12 protein-coding genes are annotated in these 20,561 nt (G+C 57.6%); 7 read left to right on the top strand and 5 right to left on the bottom strand.

The genetic code is table 11. From position 1 onward, the window contains the following. The first annotated feature begins 78 nt into the window (after positions 1 to 78). The 7 genes from pth to ACYASS_RS02620 all read left to right on the top strand — a co-directional run bounded on the left by pth (position 79) and on the right by ACYASS_RS02620 (position 11,256). Positions 79 to 663, top strand: a complete 585-nt coding sequence (gene pth, locus ACYASS_RS02650) for an aminoacyl-tRNA hydrolase (RefSeq protein WP_027902866.1) — start codon at positions 79 to 81, stop codon at positions 661 to 663. Between the two features lie 21 nt (positions 664 to 684). Next, positions 685 to 1,785, top strand: a complete 1,101-nt coding sequence (gene ychF / locus ACYASS_RS02645; RefSeq protein ID WP_463584982.1) for a redox-regulated ATPase YchF — start codon at positions 685 to 687, stop codon at positions 1,783 to 1,785. Positions 1,786 to 1,995: 210 nt separating this feature from the next. After that, entirely contained in the window at positions 1,996 to 2,508 is a 513-nt protein-coding gene (locus ACYASS_RS02640) for a sigma-70 family RNA polymerase sigma factor (protein WP_463584981.1), read from the top strand. A gap of 115 nt (positions 2,509 to 2,623) precedes the next feature. Then, positions 2,624 to 3,595 (top strand): FecR family protein, encoded by a 972-nt coding sequence (locus tag ACYASS_RS02635; RefSeq protein WP_463584980.1) that lies wholly within the window; start codon positions 2,624 to 2,626, stop codon positions 3,593 to 3,595. Positions 3,596 to 3,899: 304 nt separating this feature from the next. Then, entirely contained in the window at positions 3,900 to 6,740 is a 2,841-nt protein-coding gene (locus ACYASS_RS02630) for a TonB-dependent receptor plug domain-containing protein (protein WP_463584979.1), read from the top strand. 38 nt (positions 6,741 to 6,778) lie between these two features. Next, positions 6,779 to 9,589, top strand: a complete 2,811-nt coding sequence (locus tag ACYASS_RS02625; RefSeq protein ID WP_463584978.1) for a M16 family metallopeptidase — start codon at positions 6,779 to 6,781, stop codon at positions 9,587 to 9,589. Next, on the top strand, positions 9,586 to 11,256 hold the full coding sequence (locus ACYASS_RS02620) for an ABC transporter ATP-binding protein/permease (protein WP_463584977.1): 1,671 nt from the start codon (positions 9,586 to 9,588) through the stop codon (positions 11,254 to 11,256). The genes ACYASS_RS02625 and ACYASS_RS02620 overlap by 4 nt, the downstream gene beginning before the upstream one ends. Positions 11,257 to 11,390: 134 nt before the next feature. Here the strand turns inward: ACYASS_RS02620 and ACYASS_RS02615 are convergent, their stop codons facing one another. The 5 genes from ACYASS_RS02615 to ACYASS_RS02595 form a co-directional block, all read right to left on the bottom strand. Then, positions 11,391 to 12,038: a response regulator gene (locus ACYASS_RS02615; protein ID WP_463584976.1), complete on the bottom strand. Its 648-nt coding sequence runs from the start codon at positions 12,036 to 12,038 to the stop codon at positions 11,391 to 11,393. A gap of 3 nt (positions 12,039 to 12,041) precedes the next feature. After that, positions 12,042 to 15,290 (bottom strand): response regulator, encoded by a 3,249-nt coding sequence (locus ACYASS_RS02610; protein WP_463584975.1) that lies wholly within the window; start codon positions 15,288 to 15,290, stop codon positions 12,042 to 12,044. A 93-nt stretch (positions 15,291 to 15,383) separates the two neighbouring features. Beyond that, complete coding sequence (gene pvrR / locus ACYASS_RS02605; RefSeq protein WP_087272907.1) at positions 15,384 to 16,580, bottom strand: response regulator cyclic di-GMP phosphodiesterase PvrR; 1,197 nt, start codon at positions 16,578 to 16,580, stop codon at positions 15,384 to 15,386. Then, positions 16,577 to 19,393, bottom strand: a complete 2,817-nt coding sequence (locus ACYASS_RS02600; protein WP_463584974.1) for an ATP-binding protein — start codon at positions 19,391 to 19,393, stop codon at positions 16,577 to 16,579. The genes pvrR and ACYASS_RS02600 overlap by 4 nt, the downstream gene beginning before the upstream one ends. A gap of 60 nt (positions 19,394 to 19,453) precedes the next feature. After that, complete coding sequence (locus ACYASS_RS02595) at positions 19,454 to 20,401, bottom strand: fimbrial protein (protein WP_463584973.1); 948 nt, start codon at positions 20,399 to 20,401, stop codon at positions 19,454 to 19,456. Positions 20,402 to 20,561 lie beyond the last annotated feature (160 nt).

The following is a 20,561-nucleotide window of genomic DNA, read 5'->3' as shown; positions in this document are numbered from 1 at the left end:
GGTAAATGAGCAGTTTTCTTCCAGTTTTGCCGCTGCCTGCAGCGGTTTCAACCACAACTCCAGAAAAGGGCCCCTGTCGTGACTGCCATACAACTGATCGTTGGCCTGGGAAATCCAGGCGCTGAATACGAACAGACCCGGCACAACGCAGGGGCTCTTTTTGTTGAGCGTATCGCTGACGCGCAACGAGTCAATCTCGTCGCCGAGCGCAAATTTTTTGGCCTGACCGCACGCTTCACTCATCAAGGTCAGGATGTTCGTCTGCTGATTCCCACCACCTATATGAACCGTAGCGGCCAGTCCGTCGCGGCGCTCGCTGGTTTCTACCGAATACCGGTTGATGCCATCCTGGTGGCGCATGACGAACTTGATCTGCCACCGGGCGTTGCCAAGTTCAAACAGGGCGGCGGTCATGGCGGGCACAACGGGCTGCGGGACATCATCGCGCAACTCGGCAATCAGAATACTTTTCATCGCTTGCGGCTTGGCATCGGCCACCCGGGCGACGCCAACAAGGTCTCCGGTTTTGTTCTGGGTCGAGCGCCGCGCGCCGAACAGGAAAAGCTGGACGCCAGCATCGACTTTGCCCTCGGCGTGCTGCCGGATATCTTCGCCGGTGAATGGAACCGGGCGATGAAAAACCTGCACAGCCAGAAGGCCTGACATCACTCGAGGGGAAATACCATGGGCTTCAATTGCGGCATCGTCGGCCTGCCCAACGTCGGCAAATCCACCCTGTTCAACGCCCTGACCAAGTCCGGTATTGCAGCGGAGAACTTCCCCTTCTGCACCATCGAACCGAACAGCGGCATCGTGGCCATGCCCGACCCGCGCCTTGCGGCATTGGCAGTCATCGTCAATCCCAAGCGAATCCTGCCGACCACCATGGAATTCGTCGACATCGCGGGCCTGGTAGCGGGCGCGTCCAAAGGTGAAGGCCTGGGCAACAAGTTCCTCGCCAACATCCGTGAAACCGACGCCATCGCTCACGTGGTGCGCTGCTTCGAAGACGACAACGTGATTCACGTTTCCAACAGCGTTGACCCGAAGCGCGACATCGAGATCATCGATCTGGAACTGATCTTCGCTGACCTCGACAGCTGTGAAAAACAGCTGCAGAAAGTCACTCGCAACGCCAAGGGCGGCGACAAGGATGCAGTGGTTCAGAAGGGCCTGCTGGAGCAGTTGATCGCTCACTTCACCGAAGGCAAGCCAGCCCGCAGCCTAATGAAGAACATGAACGCTGACGAAAAAGCAGTGATTCGTGGCTTCCACCTGCTGACCACCAAACCGGTCATGTACATCGCCAACGTGGCTGAAGACGGTTTCGAGAACAACCCGTTGCTGGACGTCGTGCGCGCCATCGCCGAAGAAGAAGGCGCAATGCTGGTGCCGGTCTGCAACAAGATCGAAGCAGAAATCGCCGAGCTTGATGACGGCGAAGAAAAAGACATGTTCCTCGAAGCCCTGGGTTTTGAAGAACCAGGCCTGAACCGCGTGATTCGTGCGGGCTACGAAATGCTGCACCTGCAGACCTACTTCACCGCAGGCGTTGAAGAAGTCCGTGCATGGACCGTCCGCGTCGGTGCCACCGCACCACAAGCCGCTGGCGTGATTCACACCGACTTCGAAAAAGGCTTCATCCGCGCCGAGTGCATCGCCTACAACGACTTCATTCAGTACAAGGGTGAGGCCGGTGCCAAGGAAGCCGGCAAATGGCGTCTTGAAGGCAAGGACTACATCGTAAAAGACGGCGACGTGCTGCACTTCCGCTTCAACGTCTAACTCTGCGTGGCTAGCCACGTCTTCAGTTAAAACAAAAATCCCCGATCAGTTATTGATGCGGGGATTTTTTGTTTCAGACAAGCAGGTCACAGAAGAAGCTCCCAGCACTCAACCCACTATATAGCCATCACCGCTCTTGATAATGATAATCCCTCTCATGTACAGTCGCGTCCTTCCTCGTTACCTGCCTTTGCACAAGAGCGTCACGCTGTGGATGAGTCACCCCAAAAACTCGCTCTGTATATGGCTCATCGTGCTGCGCTGGTGGATTACGCCGCCCCCATCGTCGGCTGCCGGTCCAGAGCCGAAGATGTCGTTCAGGAAGCCTGGCTGCGCTTCGACAGTCGCAAGGGTGAGTATCTCGATCTGAGTCATCCGCTGGGCTACCTCTATCGCATCGTGCGTAACCTGGCGCTGGATCTGACCCGCAGCATGGCTACTGAGAAGCGCCAACCTGACAGTCAGACGATCCTCGATGAAATGCCCTCCAGCAGCGCCTCGCCAGAACGTGAAGCCGCCAGCCACGATGAACTGCGGCTAATCAGCGATGCACTTGCCGAACTACCGGAACGCACACGCACAGCATTCGAAATGCATCGCCTGGGTGGCTACACCTTGCAACAGGTTGCGGGTGCGTTGGGTGTCTCCATGGGGCTGGCTCATCAGTTGGTCCACGACGCCTTGAGTCACTGCGCCCATCGGCTGGAACAAGCCGATGCCTGACAGCAATAATCCAACGCCTTTTGCCCAAAGCAGCCTCTCTATGCGACCCTTGCATACTTTTGAAGCTCAGGGAGATCGGTCCGCGATGCCTGAAACAGGACCTCGACAGCCACATATGGACATAGCTCTGGACTGGCTGTTGCGCCTTCAGCAATCGCCCGAAAACACTGCACTGCAAGCTGAAGTCAGTGAATGGGAGCAGGCCGCTCCGGAAAATGCCCAGGCCATGCGCAAGGCCCAACGGCTGTGGCGCCTGACCGGGCAATTACCGAAGACGACGGCTCAAAACTGGCCGTCGGTTGCGCCCGCAGCCTCGCCTGGGGTTTCGCCTGTAGCCGCCACAGCGCCTACACGACCGAGCAGACGCAGATCCCGCCGCAACTATCTCGCCGTGGGCATCGCCGCCTGTTTGTTGGTGGCCCTCGCGCCACGGCTATGGCTGCAGATGGAGGCGGACTACCAAAGCCCGGCAGGCGAACGCAGCACCGTAAATCTGGCCGATGGCAGTCAGGTCATCCTCGACAGTAACAGCGCGTTGGCCGTGGACTTCACAGGGCCTGAACGCCAGGTGCGGCTGCTGGCCGGGCAGGCTTATTTCGAAGTGGCGCCGGACGCCAGTAAACCCTTTCACGTGAAAGCCGGGGAAGTGGACGTCAGGGTGACTGGCACCGCGTTCAACGTTGATCTGGAAGACCAACTGATCGATGTCGCGGTCAGCCATGGCTCGGTTCAGGTATCCGATAAATCTTCAGGGCGATCGCTCAGTCAGCCACTCACTGCGGGCCAGCGCCTGATCTACGATCGGCAGCTGCGTGAGGCAAGTCTGCTGTCCCAGCCGGTCAGCCAGATCTCGCCATGGCGCAATGGGCAGTTGATCGCCAATAACGCTCGCCTGGGTGACGTTGTCACACAGCTGCGCCGTTACCTGCCGGGCCTGATCATGCTTGGCGATGACGATCTGGCCAGCAAGCGTGTGACAGGCGTGTACGACATCGACCAGCCAGAAGCAGCGCTAGGGGCGCTGGCAAAAGCCCACGGCGCAACGGTGAGCTACCGCACGCCGTGGATCAGGATTGTTTCGAAATAGCGGCAGTTTTTCTAACAGTCACACCTCAACTATCAATTGAATGCTATCCCCTGTGGGAGCTGGGCTTGCCCGCGATAAGGCTGGACAAGGTTCACTTTAGATCGCGTCCAGCCTTATCGCGGGCAAGCCCAGCTCCCCACAAAGGGCCGCAATCGGCCCGCCGACCTCAATTTCCCCTCCCCTAAATTTATTTTCATTATTTTCTGAAAATTTCCCGAGCTGTCCCGTCCTTGGTCTCGAACGGTAACTGCAAGCAATTCGCATTCAAGTTTTTTGAGCTTTTTGGCTCATCCGGGGACACGACATGGCTAAGGATTTTTCACACAACCCGCACCTGCGCGTTAACAGGCAGTGGACCGGGTTGGCAGGCATTGGTGCGCTGACTCTCTGCTGCGCCCTGACCACCCTGCCCGCTTTTGCGGTGTCACCCTCGGGGACCGAACAAGCTGCGATGCAGGCTCAGCACACCTTTGATATTCCGGCGCAAAGCCTGGCTTCGGCCTTGATCAGTTTCGGTCAGCAAAGCGGCCTGCAAGTGAGCGTTGATTCCGCCCTGCTGGAAAACCGCACCTCCCGCTCTGTCAGCGGTTCGCTGAGCAGCGCCAAGGCTCTGAACAACCTGCTCAAAGGCTCCGGCGTCGGCTGGACTTACAGTTACGGCAACCTGTTGCTGTACCGCGATGAGCCCCAGGCCGAAGAAGACGCAGCGATGGAAATCGGCACTACCGTCGTCCTCGGTAGCACCGAGGAAAGAAGCTACATGGGCGAAACCGTGATTGGCGAACAAGCCATCAAGGCTTTCCCCGGTGCTAATGGCGATATCACTACGTTGTTGCGCATGCACCCGAGTGTGCAGTTCAGCAGCAGTCAGCAGAGTTCAAATACTCCTGGGGAACTCGAACCCGCCAACATCAGCATCAATGGCGCGAAGTACTACCAGAACAACTTCATGATCGATGGTATTTCGATCAATAACGATCTGGATCCAGGCGCTCAGAGCTATGGGCTCACTCGTCAGTTCGATGCCACCCCCAGCAACGCTCACGGGATAGCACTGGATGCCGACCTGCTACAGGAGGTAAAAGTTTATGACAGCAACGTGCCGGCAGAATATGGCGGATTCAATGGCGGTGTAATCGACGCGATCACACGCCGCCCCTCGGAGGATTTACACGGGAAAATTTCTGCATCCATGACCCGTTCGGAGTGGACGAAATACCATCTCAACGAAGGTGATGAAGTCGAGTTTGCTAACGCATCCAGCGAACAATATCAGCCCGACTTCGAAAAGCTGACAGTACGCGGCACCCTGGAGGGACACATCACCGAAGACTTCGGGGCAATCGTCAACTTCTCGCAGAAACGTTCGACCATTACCCTCAATGCCTACGAAAACGGATTCCAAAGCACAACCAGTGAAAACAGTCGTGATCAGACCCGACGCATTGACAACTACCTGATCAAAACTTACTGGAACGTCAATGAGCGACTGACGCTGGATAGCTCTTTCACCTATGCGCCCCAGGAAAATACTTTCTTCACAGCCAATCGCAAAAACTCCGAGTTCACTAACTTAAACGGCGGCTACCAGACATCATTCAAAGCGATCTGGTCAGGAGATAAAGCGACCTGGACTCATAAACTGGCCCTGACGGACCTGACAGCTTCGCGCGACGCTGACACTAACAACATGGTCTGGTGGTACTACTCAGCGGACAAGAACTGGGGCAACCCCACCGGCAACACTGCACGTAGCATCGAAGGTAATGTCGGCTCCCTGGAGCAGCGCCAGCGTGGCATTACTTACACGCTCAAATCTGATTGGGTGCCTTTGCAATTCGCAGGTCTGGAGCACAACCTGACCAGTGGCATAGAGCTGGCCCATACCGTCGCAGATTGGGAACGTGAAGATGAAGTGACTGCCGTCACCGGCTTCACCCGTGACAACGGCACCTCCTGCGCTACGGGCGATGACCTGTGCTCGGTAAGCCGACTGCTTAACAACAACACCCGTCAATTCGGCAGTTTAAAAACGGTGTATGGCGCAGGAAGTATCAGCATTACCGAAAACAAATATGCCTTCTATCTGCAAGACAACTTGCAACTGGGCAAGCTCGGCTTGCGCCCAGGTCTTCGCTTTGAAGGCGACGATTACATGGAGAAGAAAACCATCGCGCCGCGCTTTGCCGGTGACTATGACTTCTTTGGCGATCGCAGCACCGTCGCTGTGTTTGGTGCCAACCGTTACTACGGGCGCAATATCTACAAATACCGACTGGCAGACGGTCGACAGCAACTCAATAAAACCTATCGACGGACATCTTCTGGCGGCGACTGGACGCTGTCAGCCCAGCAACTGAATGCAACGCGCTTCGCTGGTCTGGATATTCCATATGACGACGAGTTGATGGCGGGCATCGAACAGCGCTGGTTCGATACCGAATTCAAACTCAAGTACGTACACCGCGAGGGTCGGGACAAGATCATTCGCCCCTCGGCAAGAATTCAGGGGCTGCCAGCGGAAAGTGGCTATGCGGCGACTTACTACAGCTATACCAATGACGGTCAAAGCGAAAGTGACAACGTCAGCCTGACCATCACGCCCCTCAAAGACCTGCAATGGCTGGGCACCAAAACCAGCCTGCAGTGGGCACTGGACTGGACGAAAATCAAGTCTGCCGACGCCAATTACGACGACGGACTCACTATCAATCAGTTCGAGAACCTGGACGTGATCTACGACGGCCAGATCATGAAGTACGACGAACTCCCCGCCAGTGACTACAACCGCCCATGGACGGCACGCATGACCGCCATCACCGAAATCCCCCAATTGAACCTTACGATCAGCAACTTCGTACGCTACCGAGGCCCTTACGATCAGATCGTTGAAACGAATGACGAAGTAATCGTGGGAGGAACCGCTTTACCCGTTTTCGACGCCGTTCGGGTCAGTGCTGCTCCTACCTGGGATATGCGTCTGGACTGGGAAATACCGACAGGCAAGGACGAGGCACTGTTTGTCGCAGTGGACGTTACCAACGTCACCGACAAGGTTAACAGCATCGTCGGCAGTACCAGAAACACCGAAACCACCTACGAAGTAGGCCGCCAATACTGGCTCGAAGTCGGCTACCGCTTCTAACCCCTGATCGCCCCGTCCAACATTCGCTGAGAACACTGATGAAAATGCTCATTGCGGCCCTGCTCGGTCCGCTGTTGCTGTGCGCTTGCGCCTCGATCACTCCTGATCAACAGGCCATGCCCTGGGACGCAGCCGTAGTGCGCGGCACGCTGGAGAACGGTCTGCAATATCGACTGGTGCGCGACACCCGCCAGAAGTCGCGGCTCGACATTCGCCTGACCGTCAAAGCCGGCTCCGTAGATGAAGAAGAGGATCAGATCGGCGTCGCGCACATGCTTGAGCATCTGGTGTTCTACAGCCACGGCGGCCAGGCGCTAGACGCCCGCAGCCGCATGATTGCCGAAGGATGGATTCAAGGTCGTAACTTCAATGCCATGACCGCCTACGACCGCACCCAATATCTGATCAGCCCGCCCAGAGGTTCGGCCGAGACGGATATCGCCCTGCAAAGCCTGACAACCATGCTGTTTGCGGGTGACTTCACGGCCGAGGATCTGGACCACGAGCGCAACGTCGTTATCGAAGAATGGCGCGGCGGCCTGGGTGTGTCGCAACGCATGAATCAGCAGCGCACGGCGTCCCAACGCGTCGGCTCTCGCTATCCGGAACATCGCACCATTGGTAACGAGGGTGCGATTCGCAGCGCTCGCCTTGAAGCATTACGCGCGTACCAAGAACGTTGGTATCAGCCAGACAACATGATCCTGTCGGTGGTCGGTGACATTGAGCCGGAGCAGTTGATCAAGCACATCGAACGCTGGTTCGGGCCACAGCCCGGCAAGCCTGTGCCACCGCGCCACGCTCATGATCTACCGCTGGACAACACGCTGAAGATTTTCCAGTTGCAGGACAGCCAAAGCGGCAGCAATCAGGTCGCGCTGTTGTTCCGCATGCACGAGCCCCTCAGTCGCCCAGCCACCATGGCCGCGTTGCGTGAGCGAATGATTGACCGCTTCACCCTCGACGCGCTGTTCACTCAACTCAAGCGCCAGACACTGATGCCGGGTGTACGCAGCCTCACGGCGCAAAAGACCCAGCTCGGTGACTACTCAAGCGTGTTGGGCATCGCCGCCGCCGTGGACGGCAATGGGCACCAAGCCGCCCTGCGGCAGTTGCTCGAAGAGCTGCAACGCCTGCAACAATACGGCGTGTACCAGGCCGATCTGGATGAAGAGAAAAGCCAGTTGCGCGGCCTGATCGAGCGCACGCTGGCCAAGCCTGAGTCGCGCACCTTCGAGCAATGGGTCAACGCACTCAACGATGCAGCAGTGATCGGCAAAGTGCCGCAAAACGCCCACGCCGTGGCCAAGGCCAACCTGCACTGGATTGACGACATCACGCTTGAAGACGTTAACCAGCGCTTGAACCGCTGGCTCTCAAGCCCCGATCAGGTCCTGCAATTCAGCGCCCCGCGACTGACTCCACTGACCTTGCCGAGCGTTGCCGAGGTTGAGCAATTACGTGAAGGCATCCGTCATATGTCGCTGACGGCTCCCCTGCCCCGCCCGGCCCAGGAAACGACTAAACCAACGGTCGTACTTGAAGCGCCGGGTGCTGAAAGCAGCGGTGAGATCGTCTCCCGCCGCGACTTTGCCAAGGAGCAGGTCAAGCACTGGCAACTGAGCAACGGCGATCGATTGGTCTGGCTGCGGCGTAACGGCGAAGCGGGTCGCTTTGTGCTGGAGGCCGAGTCCAGTGCAGGTTTCATGGCCAAAGGTATGCTGCCGTGGCGAGTGCAAATAGCCTCGCAGTTGGCCAGTAAAAGCGGCCCTGAAGGCTGGTCGGCAGACGATACCAGCGCATGGCGCAAGGCAAACAAGGTCAATGTTTCGCTCGATCAGCAAGCCGAACGGTTGCGCCTGAGCCTGTCGGCAATCGCGCAGCCAACCGAACAGACTTCGGCACAGCGGCTGGAAAACCTGCTGCAAGCCTATCGGCTGACTCAGGACTCGGTGCGCATTGATCGCGACGCAATGGATAAGGCGCGGGAAGACCTGCTCAGCCGGCTCGCTCGTCCAGGTGACGATATCAGCACGCGCAAAGAAACCGCGTCACGCGCCTTGTTGTACGGCAAGGATAACTGGCAGCCTCCGGTCAGTGCCGACCTGGAGACGCTGACCGCAGAGCAGCTGGACGCTGACTGGCAGCAACTCGCACGCTCTCCCGTGACCTACTACCTGATGGCCGATGTGCCGGACGCCGAACTGGAGCCTCTGGTACGTCGCGAACTGGCAGGCATCCCGCGTGGTACCCCGCTGGTGGCGCAATCTACCGGGCAGGCACCCGGTAAACGCCGCACCGATCTGGCCATAGCCATCGAGCCACGCGCTACGTTGCAGGCGCAAAGCTTCACCGATCAGCCTTGGACTCCTGCTCAGGCCGCACGCGTTGCGGCACTTCGGGAGCTAGCGCGCAGCCAGTTGAAAGACGCGCTACGCCGCGACGCAGCGGGCATCTACCAACTAACCTTCGACAGCCAGTTGAACCCGGCCAGCCAGCGTATCGAGAGCAAGCTGGTGTTCAGTACCGACCCTGTCCGGGTCGAAGAGCTGTGGCAACTGGCACGCAAAACCCTGGCTACCCTGCCCGCCAGCGTGACCGAAGCCAACATCGTCAGCCTGCGTCTCACGCTGCGTAAACAGGAAGCCGAGCGCCGCAAGGATCCTGCGACTCAATTACAACGCTTGATTCTCAGCGAACGTCAGTGGGGTGATCCGCGCTATCTGAGCGAACAACACCAACTAGTGGAAGCCATTCAGGTTGCGCCGATGAAAACACTCGCCAGCCGATTGGTAAATTCTGAAAACCTGACCCAACTGCGCCTGCTGCCCGCCGAGCCAGCACAATGAAGACCCTGCGGACCTTCCTGGCTCTGGCCAGCCCATATTGGCGTGATCCCAAGCAATGGCTGGAGTGGGTGATGCTGCTCAGCGTGATCGGCATGGGTCTGATGCTGGTGCAGATCAACGTACTGATTAACACCTGGAGCAAGACCTTCTACGACACACTTGCGGAGTTCGATACCCAGGGTGTCATCGCCCTGATGGGCGAATACGCGCTGTACATCGGCGCCTATGTTTTGGTGTACGTGTATCTCGACTGGTTGCGTAAAGCGCTGGAACTGCGCTGGCGGCGGGCCCTTACGGCCAGCGTCATCGAGCGCTGGTTCAGTGGTCAGGCGTTTTATCGCATGGGGCTGGGCGCGGAACCGGACAACCCTGACCAACGTATCGCTGAAGATGTGGATCTGATGGTCAAGCGCAGCATCGAGCTGCTGGTCTCGTTCATCGCCAACCTGGCTCAGGTTGGAGCATTTCTGACGATTCTGTGGAATCTATCGGGCACGCAGACCTTCGACATTGCCGACCATAGCTTCACGATAGAAGGCTATCTGGTGTGGATCGTAGTGATCTACAGCGTTGCGGGCACGCTCATCACTCACCTGATTGGTCGTCCGCTGCAAAGCCTCAACTACGAGCGGCAACGACATGAAGCCAACTTTCGCGCTGACCTGCTGCGCAAGCGCGACAACGCCGAGCAAATAGCGCTGTATCACGGCGAAGCAGTCGAATCGCGCAAACTGTCAGGCCTCTTCGAAGCCATTGGCGACAACTGGCATCAACTGATGAACAAGCAGCGCAACCTGTCGCTGTTCACTGTCAGCTACAACCGGGTCAGCCTGATTATTCCGGTGTTTGCTGCACTGCCCTTGTTCCTGGCAAAAACCATTACGCTGGGCGGGCTGATGCAGATCCGCAATGCGTTCAACTCGGTACATGGTTCGCTGAGCTGGTTCATCAACGTGTACCAGCGGCTGATTGAATGGAGCGCAACGGTTGAACGGCTGGGGCAATTCGTTGAGGCGATCGAAGCCAATCGCACCACGGAGCGTGAAGCCCCTGTCGGTAAAACCTTGTCGTTGCAGGACCTGCATGTGCTGCTGCCTAACGGGGATGCTCTGCTGGGGCCTATAAATACTCAGGTCAACCGGGGCGACTGGCTACGGATCGATGCAGCCAGTGGCCTGGGTAAGTCCACGTTACTGCGCACGCTGCATGGTCTATGGCCGTTCTATACAGGTCGCTGGCAGTTGCCTGACGGGAGCAGTTTGCTGCTGCCGCAACGGCCTTATCTGGCCAGCGTGACCTTGCGTGAACTACTGGGCTATCCGGCACTGGAAATGCCTGACGATCAGCGCTTGGGTGTGGTGCTCAAGCAGGTCGGGCTGGCTCGCCTTGACCAGCAGCTCAATGAACAACGGGAATGGAGCCGGGAGTTATCCGGCGGCGAACAACAACGCCTGGGCATCGCCCGCGCCCTTTTGTACCGCCCGCAAACCTTGTATCTCGATGAAGCCACCAGTCAGCTCGACAGCAAGAGCGCGGTTGCCTTGCTGACCCTGCTCAAGCGCGAGCTGCCGGACAGCACCGTGATCGGCATCAGCCACCAGCAGCAAGTGGCGAAGCTGTTTGATCGCAAACTGGAGTTGAACAGAGCGGAAGCGGTTTTGGCGTGAAGCCTAACCCTGTAGGAGCCGAGCTTGCTCGCGATAAACGATAACTCGGTATCCCTTCTGGCCGCGTCTCATGTATCGCGGGCAAGCCGGGCTCCCACGGGTTCTGCGCCATTCAGCAGGAGTGGCGCAGACTCCTACTGAAACTGCCCGGCCTTGATGCAATACGTCATCAAGGCATGGTCGCTGGTCACTTCGAGTTTGCGCATGGCGGAGATTTTCTGGGCGCTGACGGTTTTGGTGCTGCGGTTTACTTGCCGCGCAATGTCGCTGACGCTGTTACCGGTCACGAACAGGCGCAGCACCTCCATCTCCCGCGGTGAAAGGCTGGCGAAGCGTTCATCCACTTGCTGGGTGTTCACCTGCACTGAAATCGCTTCCTGCGCCGGCCCCCGATAACTACGATTCAACGCCAGAGCGTTCAGCGCGTTCTCGATTTCTTCGTGCAGATGGTTTTTCTGGATGACGCCCATCACGCCCAGCTCATGCAGCCGGGAAAGGATCAGGTTGTTGGAAATCATCGTCAGGACCAGAACCTGCGTGTTAACAAACCGCCGGATCAGGTACTCGACGAGTTTAAGACCGTCGCCGTAAGTCGAGTCGCCAGGCATGTTGAAGTCGGTGATAACCACCTCAGGCTCGTGGGTATTCAGCTCGGCAATCAACTGACTGGAACTGGTCGCCTCGGCAGCCACCTCGAAGCGCCCATCCCGCTGGATGATTTCGCGTAGCCCGAACAATACGATCGGGTGGTCATCCGCGATCACGACTTTTATTTTCTTCATTGGCTACCTGCCACTGGATGGCGATTCGTCTGTTCCGGGATCGGCGGGTAACGCACGCAGCATTACCTCCAGACGTTTTAGCAAGACTCGCACAGCATGGGTCGATTCAGCATTCAACGGTTTATCCAGCAACAGCACTTCCAGCTCATTGCAGGCTGTGGACAACTGCGAGGCACGCACTGACGCCAATGAGCCATTCATACGGTGCAAATGTCGCACCACACCAGCGCTGTCGGACTGCTCAAGGGCCTGCACAGTCATGTTGATGTCGTCTTGCATGGTCTCGATAAACAGCCGATGCATAGCCGGCGAAAAGCTGATCCAGCCCTCCATATCGCCAGCTTGGTCAACAACCGGTGAAGGCAGTTGCGTGCTGCCCGCCCCGCAATGAGTGATTAAAGCCTGGCGCAAGGTTTTGAGGCTCAGCGGCTTGACGATCCAGGCGTTCATGCCGACTGCCAGACACTGCTCGCCCTCCTCACGCAACGCATTGGCGGTAACCCCGATGACAGGGGTGAGCACATCACGCGCTCGCAACGCGCGAGTCAGCTCGTAGCCATTGAGGAGCGGCATGTTGACGTCGGTGATAATCAGGTCGAACAACTCTGGCGCCCAACGCTGCAACGCTTCCTCACCGTTTTCGGCAGTCACTACCCGAGCGCTCAGCGCTTCGAGTTGTTCTTGCAAGATCGCCCGGTTGATCGGATTGTCTTCAGCCACCAGCACGCGCAGCCCTTCAGGGATCGCTGTGTCGGTACGCCTCGATGCCAACTGACGCGCCGGCCCGTGACTCGCAAGGGTCAGGGCACGAGCAATCGCACGAATATCAAAAGAACTCACTTCCCAGCCTTGTTCCGTTGGCTGCGGCTGGCTTTGCCCTCGCTCACTGACCGTAATCCGCTGGCCGTGCCAGGTCGCCAACTCCGTGTTGCTCTGCCCCATATCGAGCAACAGTGACTGGCTGTTACCGTTGAAATCGTCGGGCAACACCATGGCTCTGGCGCCCCAGCGACTGAGCCAGTCGATCAGGTTTTGCTCCAGCTCTTTCATAGGCGCGCGAACATACACCGCCACATCATCCAGCTCGATATCCGCACAATCAGCCAACGGCCCCGGTACCACAGGAAGCCGGATATGCAACGAAAAACTGCTACCCAGACCTGGCTCGCTGACCACACGCAGGTTGGCATCCATCAGTTCGGCGAGACGCGCACAAATCGACAGTCCCAAGCCTGCGCCCCCTGCCCGTTCGCTGCCGCTGACCTGCGCGAACGGTTTGAACAATTGAGTCAACTGCTTCTCGCTGATGCCCGGCCCGGTGTCGGAAACCTGCCATTGCAGCGAGGCATGAGTCTGGTCCAGATCGGTGACTTTCAAACGCAGCACCACGCGCCCCGAGTCAGTGAATTTAACCGCGTTGCCGAGCAGATTATTGATGATCTGACGGATGCGTCCGCTGTCGCCGCACATCTGGGCAGGCAGGTTCGCATCGGCACAGGCGAACACCTGCAGGCCCTTGTTGCCTGCGGTGGCAGCGTAACTGCGCACGGCATCCTCGAAGACATCCAGTGGGCTGAACGTCGAGGTTTCCAGAGCCATTTGCCCGGATTCGATCTTCGATACGTCCAGCACATCGCTGATCAATTGAAAAAGGACTGACGACGAGCGCTGGATGGTCTGCAAGTAATCGTGCTGGCGGGGGCTGAGTTCGGTAAGCCCGAGCAGCTCAAGGTTGCCCAGCACGCCATACAACGGCGTACGGATTTCATGGCTCATGGTCGCCAGAAACAAGGTCTTGGCGGCGCTGGCCTGATCGGCAGAAAGCCTGGCCTGCTCCATCAGCTGCGCGTCATCCACGTGCCGGGTGATGTCGTTGAAGCCGCACAACACCACGTCTTCGCCTTGATAACGAGTGGACACGAAGCACACCAGTAAATGCCGACCGGCGACTTCGATCTGTACTTCCTGCGGGTCCTGATCCTGATAGTCGCGCTTGAGCAGGCTGATCAGTTCCGCAGTGCCTTGCCAGTCCTGGGCACGCTGGTTTTCCAGCAGGACTTTACTGTTATTGCGCTGCACCACGCACAGCCCAACCGGTGCGCTGTGCAGCATGGCCCGGCTAAACGCTTCACTTTCACTAAGACGCCGATTGGCGCGCTGCGCAGGGTCGACTATTTGCGTGCGATACCAACGGTTGACTCGCCAGCCTGCGAACAGCGCAAGCAGAAACACGCTGAAGATGCCAAGCAGCGGCCACTGCGCATAACGAAAGAAGCTTTTATAGCTGACGGTGTACAAGCCGACCCACTGCTGACTGCCCGATGAGCTGACTTTGAAATGCAGGCCGTGACTGTCGAGACTCAGGCCCATGGGGCTATCGATATGATCCTGGGCCATCCCCAGCAATACCTCACCAGTCGGGGAAATCAACGTGACCTCGTTTTCAATGGGCCGCTCAAGCAGGCGATCCAGCTCATTGAACTTGCCCGCATCGAGCAGCGCGGCGAAGATCAGCAGGCCGTTATCCTGCCGAGCGGGCATGATCTCGGGCGTGATGTCGACGCCGATAAACGCAATGATGTTTCGGGTACCTGGCAGCAAATCAGGGGGTGCACGCATCCAGCGTACATGGGTGTCGTTCAACTGGCCGCGCTGCTGGAGTAAAGCCTGAAACAGACGACCGGTGACGTCGAAGAAATTACCCTTGAGCAACGCAGCCTGCTTGCGCGAACCATCAATGCCGGGGACCGCGATATTGAACTGATCCGACGGTGAAAAAAGAAAAGTCTGAGGCGCTGAATAATAAGAACTCGACCAGAAGGTGCTGTAGTAGTCAGTCAATTGCACGCCCAGAGAATAGGCGCCCTGCAACTCGGTCGGGCTATAGCGAGTGCGCTCGCTCAGGGTGAATGGCTGAGACATGGCCAGACCACGGTTCTGAAACACCCGCTCGTCACCCTGCTGCATCAACTCCACACGGGACATCGGCCGAACGTCGGTTTTCACATTCTGGCTGGTGCGATCGTAAGCGTCGGCCACGTTGTGCAGAAAGGACTCGTATTCATGAATACTTTCTACCAGTCGGGCGAAGTGAAAATTGACCTTATCGCGCTCTTCTTCCAGCACACGGTCAATTGCCCACCAGCACGTACCGATCAGCAACAAGGACAAACCGGCCATTATCAGCAGCAACTTGTTGAGCCGCTGAGAGCTTAGCGCCAAGGCACCTAATTTCAGGCTTTCATGTTTCATCAAGCGCTGCCGTTTATGAAGGGAATGTGCCGCAGCCACTGCTTACAGCTTGGTCGCCACTCCCTGGCATGCTCATGAATAGACAGTAGCAGATCATTTTAGTGCTGGCGTCTGGCCATCTTCACGCAGCAAATCGAGAAACAGTTCTGGGGCAACCGCTGCACAGATCAGAAAACCCTGCGCTTGGTCGCAACGAATCTTGCGCAAGAAGGCCAGTTCAGCCTGTGTCTCCACGCCTTCGGCAGTCACTGTCAGGCCCAGCTTGCCGCTGAGCTCGACGATGCTCTGTAAAGCGGCGGCCATGCTTTCGTTCTCGACACAGCCATTGACCAGTGATCGATCAATTTTCAGTTCACTGAACGGGGTGGAGATCAGGTTGAAATAAGAACTGAAGCCTTTGCCGAAATCATCCTGAGCCAGGCCAAAGCCCATCATGCGCAAGCGGCAAGCCCCAGCGTAGTAGGCGCTGAGAGCTTGAGTGGTTGAGGTTTCAAGCAGTTCGAAACAGATCGAGCGCGGCTCGCCCCCAAGGGCCAGTACGCGGGCATGCAGCCGGTCGGACAGGTCATGGCTGTCAAGCAAATGGGTCGGCAAGTTGATCGATACCGAAACCTCGTACCCCCGCTTGCGCCAATACGCCTGAACTTCGAGGGTACGCTCTAACATCAGCCAGAGCAGTTCCTCTTCCAGTGCCAACCGTTCGATTGCCGCCAGGAAGTCGCCGGGCATCAGCGTGCCCAGCTGTGGGTGCTGCCAACGCACCAGCGCCTCGGCACCGCAAATTCGACCATCCTTCAACGACTTCTTGGGTTGAAACCACGGCTGGATCTGACCGCTGCGCATAGCTTGCAGCAGTCGCTGCCGATCATGCCGCAACGGGCTACCGACAGGCGCGCTGCCACGTTTGCGTAACGCATCAAGGCCATCGCGCAAACGAACGATAGCCTGCGCTTCCACCGGTTTTGAAATCAGCCCGATGACATTCAGGCCCAGGTTCTTGGCCGCCAGCCCGGCGCTGACCAGCATCCGCCGCGAAGCAACACTCATCAACGCCAAAGCTGGACAATCAGGCAGCCCGGCCAGCTTCTCGATCAGTTGTACGCCGTCCATGCCTGGCATGAACAAGTCACTGACGACCAGATCGTAGTGGCTGCTACTCAAGCGCGTCAGCGCGGTCGGACCATCCCAGACCGCATCGACTTGAAAGCCACCCAAATCGCTGAACAGGTGCAGCAAGTACTCATGTTGAAAGGGATGGTCTTCAACGATCAGTACCCGATAGGGCTTCAATTGCTACTCCTTTGGTAAGGTTCCAGGCAGTTGTAAAGGGCACGTAATGCAAACGGTTTGATCAGGCACTGATTCATGCCCGCCTCCATGCACCTGTCGCCTTCTTCGCGCATCGCATTTGCGGTGGCACCGATAATCGGCAGACTGCAATCCTGGCGACGCAACTGTACGGCCAGTTCGTAACCGTTCATGCGCGGCATGTTGATGTCGGTGAGGATCAGGTCGAAGGATGACGCTTGCCACATTTCCAGGGCTGCAACGCCATCGTCAGCAAGCTCGACCGTACAACCCAACTCCTCCAGCTGGTCACGCAGAATCAGTTGATTGATTACGTTGTCCTCAGCCACCAAGACATGAATGCCGAGATTGAAGGCCGCACGGGTATCGTCCAGTGGCGCCTTCAATTCCACAGTCTGGCCCTGCGCCGAGGCCAGAGCCCGATGCAGCGCAGGCAGGCTGTTGAGGCTGACCGGCTCAAGCGCCGAGCCAAGGGTGTCGCCATGAATATCGGTGGCCGCGACCACCCGGGCACCGGACCAATCCGGCGCGAGCGAGCCTTGCACGCGGCCCGGATGCACTTCGAGCAAAACTGCAGCATCCGGCTGGTCGCTAACGCCGGGCACGCCGACCTGCGCCCTGGCGCCCCAGCGGCACAGCCAGCCGCAGAGGTTTTCGGCCAGTTCACGAATCGGCGATACCACGTAAACCTGTTCTGCCAGTAACGGGTTGGCGAACAACGCATGGCCGACAGCAGGCAACTGCTCCAGCGACAGATGCAACGTAAAGCTGCTGCCCAGACCCGGCTCACTCACGACCCGCATACTGCCGTTCATCAAATGCATCAAACGCTTGCAGATCGACAAGCCCAAACCAGTGCCAGCCACCACGTTGGTGTTGCCATCGGCCTGATAAAACGGCTCGAACAAGTGCTGCTGACTGTCGTGAGAAATACCCTTGCCAGTATCAGATACCTGCCAGTGCAGCGTGACCCGCTCACCGTCCCGGCTGTCGAGCCGGACCCGCAAGATAATCCGTCCGCTGTCAGTGAATTTCAGGGCATTGTTCAACAGGTTATTGAGTATCTGCCGGATACGGGTCACGTCACCGTTGAGCCAGTCCGGCAGCTGCGGATCGATACAGGCAAACAGCTGCAAGCCTTTGCTTTGTGCCGCTGCGGCGTAGCCCTGGATCACCTCCTCGATCAGCGCCAGGGGCGAGAAGCGGCTGATCTCCAGCTGCAATTGACCGGCCTCAATCCGCGATACGTCCAACACATCGCAAATCAACTGCAGCAAGTTGGCGGACGAGCCTTCGATCGCCTTCAGATAGTTCTTCTGCTGTTCACTCAAAGCCGTACGCGCTAACAACTCAAGGGTGCCGAGCACGCCATACAGCGGTGTGCGAATTTCGTGGCTCATGGTCGCCAGGAACAACGTTTTGGCTTCGTTGGCCGCGTCCGCCATACGCCTTGCCTGCTCCAGCGCGACCTCCACCTGTTTGCGCGCACTGATATCGCTGAACGCACAGATCAGCACATCTTCGCGCTTGTAGCGGGTGGGAGCGAAACTCAGGTAAAGGTGCCGACCATCGGCCATCTGCAGCTCATCGGTGCTGTTCTGATCAATGTCGTCGAAACCGCGCCGGATCCAGCCATGACAAAGTTGCTGACGCTCGCTGCCGTCGCCCAGCCATTGCTGGGACAGCGGATTTTCCAGCACGACAGCGCCGTCCTGACGACGCAAGACACACAGCGCCACCGGAGCAATCTGGATCACTGCGCGGCTAAAGGCCTCACTCTCGACGAGCGCTTCGATGCGATGGCCCGCAGGGATAATCAGTCGTTGATCAATACGCCGTACCAACCGATACATAAGCCAGGTAATGACCACGCAAAACAGCAGGCAAATTAAAAAAGGTAGACCCAGGACCGGCAGCAGCGAGCGCATTTCAATGGCGTATACGATCTGCCAGTCCGAGTAGCCCAGTTGCTTGCGGATCGCCAGGTGGTCAGGCATCCAGCCTTTGCCCACGAAACCAAAAGACTGCCTGGCGCTCAGTTGCTCAAGGGCCAACGACAGCGGACGCCGATCAGCACTGGCGAAAATCAGTTGACCTTCAGCGTCGAGCAACATGAATTGTCCAGCGCTCTCTTTGTGCAGGGCACTCATAAGATCTGGCGACTCGACCTCAAAGCCTAGCCAGCCAGATTCGCTGCTGCGCTCGTCCAGGCGGGTAAAAATGTACAACGACGCATTCAACGAATGTTGGTCCGTGAGCCACAGGTCATCGTCAGCGATATCACCCTGATGATCGCCCAGACGCAAACGCGCCAACACGGCTGCGGGGATCACAGGTACGGTGTCGCTGGCGGTGAAAAGACGCACGACTTCGCTGCTGTCAGCTTTGCCAACGTAGAGCAGATTGACCTTGTTGGTACGCAGGTAACTGACCGTTCGCTTGGTCAGCCAGAGGCTCCAGCTTTGGTCGCCAGCGCCCAGGCCGAAATGCACTTCCTCACCCTGCATGACGCTGGCACTGTTTTGCGGCGCGGTGACATTACGCACGGCGGCAAGGCCGAGGGTTTTCAGCAGTGTCTGGCGGCTGACGAAAAAACTCTGCGCATCGGAAATCGCCGCATTCATGTCACTGCGACGCAGAGAAATCTCCTCGCTCAGGCGGGCGCTCAGGTAGCTATAGATTCCGGCATAAAAACCCAGCACCAAGGCAATGGCGAACAAGTGCAACAGCTTGCGCGCGGCCTTGGGGGTCGAGAAGGACGAGTCCAGCGGATCAATGAATTGACGTAGTTTCATGAGGGCAAAGTAAGCCTTATGCCCTTTGGCGGACATAAGGCGAATCTTAAAAGGCAGTACTTATTGATAAGTAATGGTGAATTGCAGGGAAGCGTTGGCCGGCCCGCCGGTGACCGTATTAGCGGTTTTGTAGTAAGCGGCGCGCAGAGGGATCGAGTAATTACCAGCTGGCGGCGCAGTGCGAAAACTATGCACCTCACCTAGACCGATCGCACCGTTGCTCGCGTTAGTGATCTGGATGCCAACACCTGTCGCCCCGCCAGCATCTAACGCAAGAATGCCCTGACCTGCGTTGAATGCGGTATTGACCGGGTCCAACCGATAACTGATGCCGCCAAGCCCGCCAGGGCAGTTATTAAGCTGAATATTGAACGCTGTCTGCCCGATGGAGCTGCCAACAGCGCCGAATTCGCTGCTGCGATGTTTACCCAAAGCGACGTTGACTGATGGCGTCTGACAACTGACTTCGGTGATATTGATCGCATTGGACAGGCTCATTCTGGACACATCCAGATTGTTGCTGCCAACGCGAAACGTGCCGATGACGCCGCCGGAGATGGAACCCGACGTGACCGTACCAATCTTTACAATTTGCAGCGCGGCAGTTGTGCCATTGATCCCTGCGCCACCACTGAAAGTTCCGGCTGAAGGGTGCCCACGTAATGCATATCCTTGGTAAATGTAACGCCAGCCCAGTCCGGTCGTGCCGATTGGACTGGGGTCGCTCTCTGCCGTTGCACCTCTACTGTTGTAGTAGCCCCATCCGTCGCCAGAACATGTAACTCCAGGTACGTTCGAGAGCGTGACGGGGCTTGATCGAAAAAGCTCTGTACCGTTGGGTGTGTTTTTTGGCACGGCGAGGGTTGCGGGCACGGTCACCGTAAAGGTCGAATTGTTATCCGAGCCGAGGAAAGAACAAGTCGCCCAACTTTGCCCAACCCAAAACAACAAAACAAACGCACCCAGGCACCACTTGGCGGGGACGGGTTTCAGCAGAAAATCTTTCATGTGGACTCCTGTTAAAAAACGCATAACTAACTGAGCTAAGCGTTCAGAAAAAATATAAATTACTGATTTTGAATGCTTTTCTTTAGGAGCTCACGAGCACGGCGAGGCAGCGATGGCATCCTTTCTGATACACCGCTATCGCGGCCTCGCGCGCAGCGGC

The sequence above is a fragment of the Pseudomonas sp. HP_14 genome (assembly GCF_055283875.1).
The sequence above is the reverse complement of the archived record's forward strand: the minus strand, read 5'-3'. Positions and strand labels throughout refer to the sequence as shown.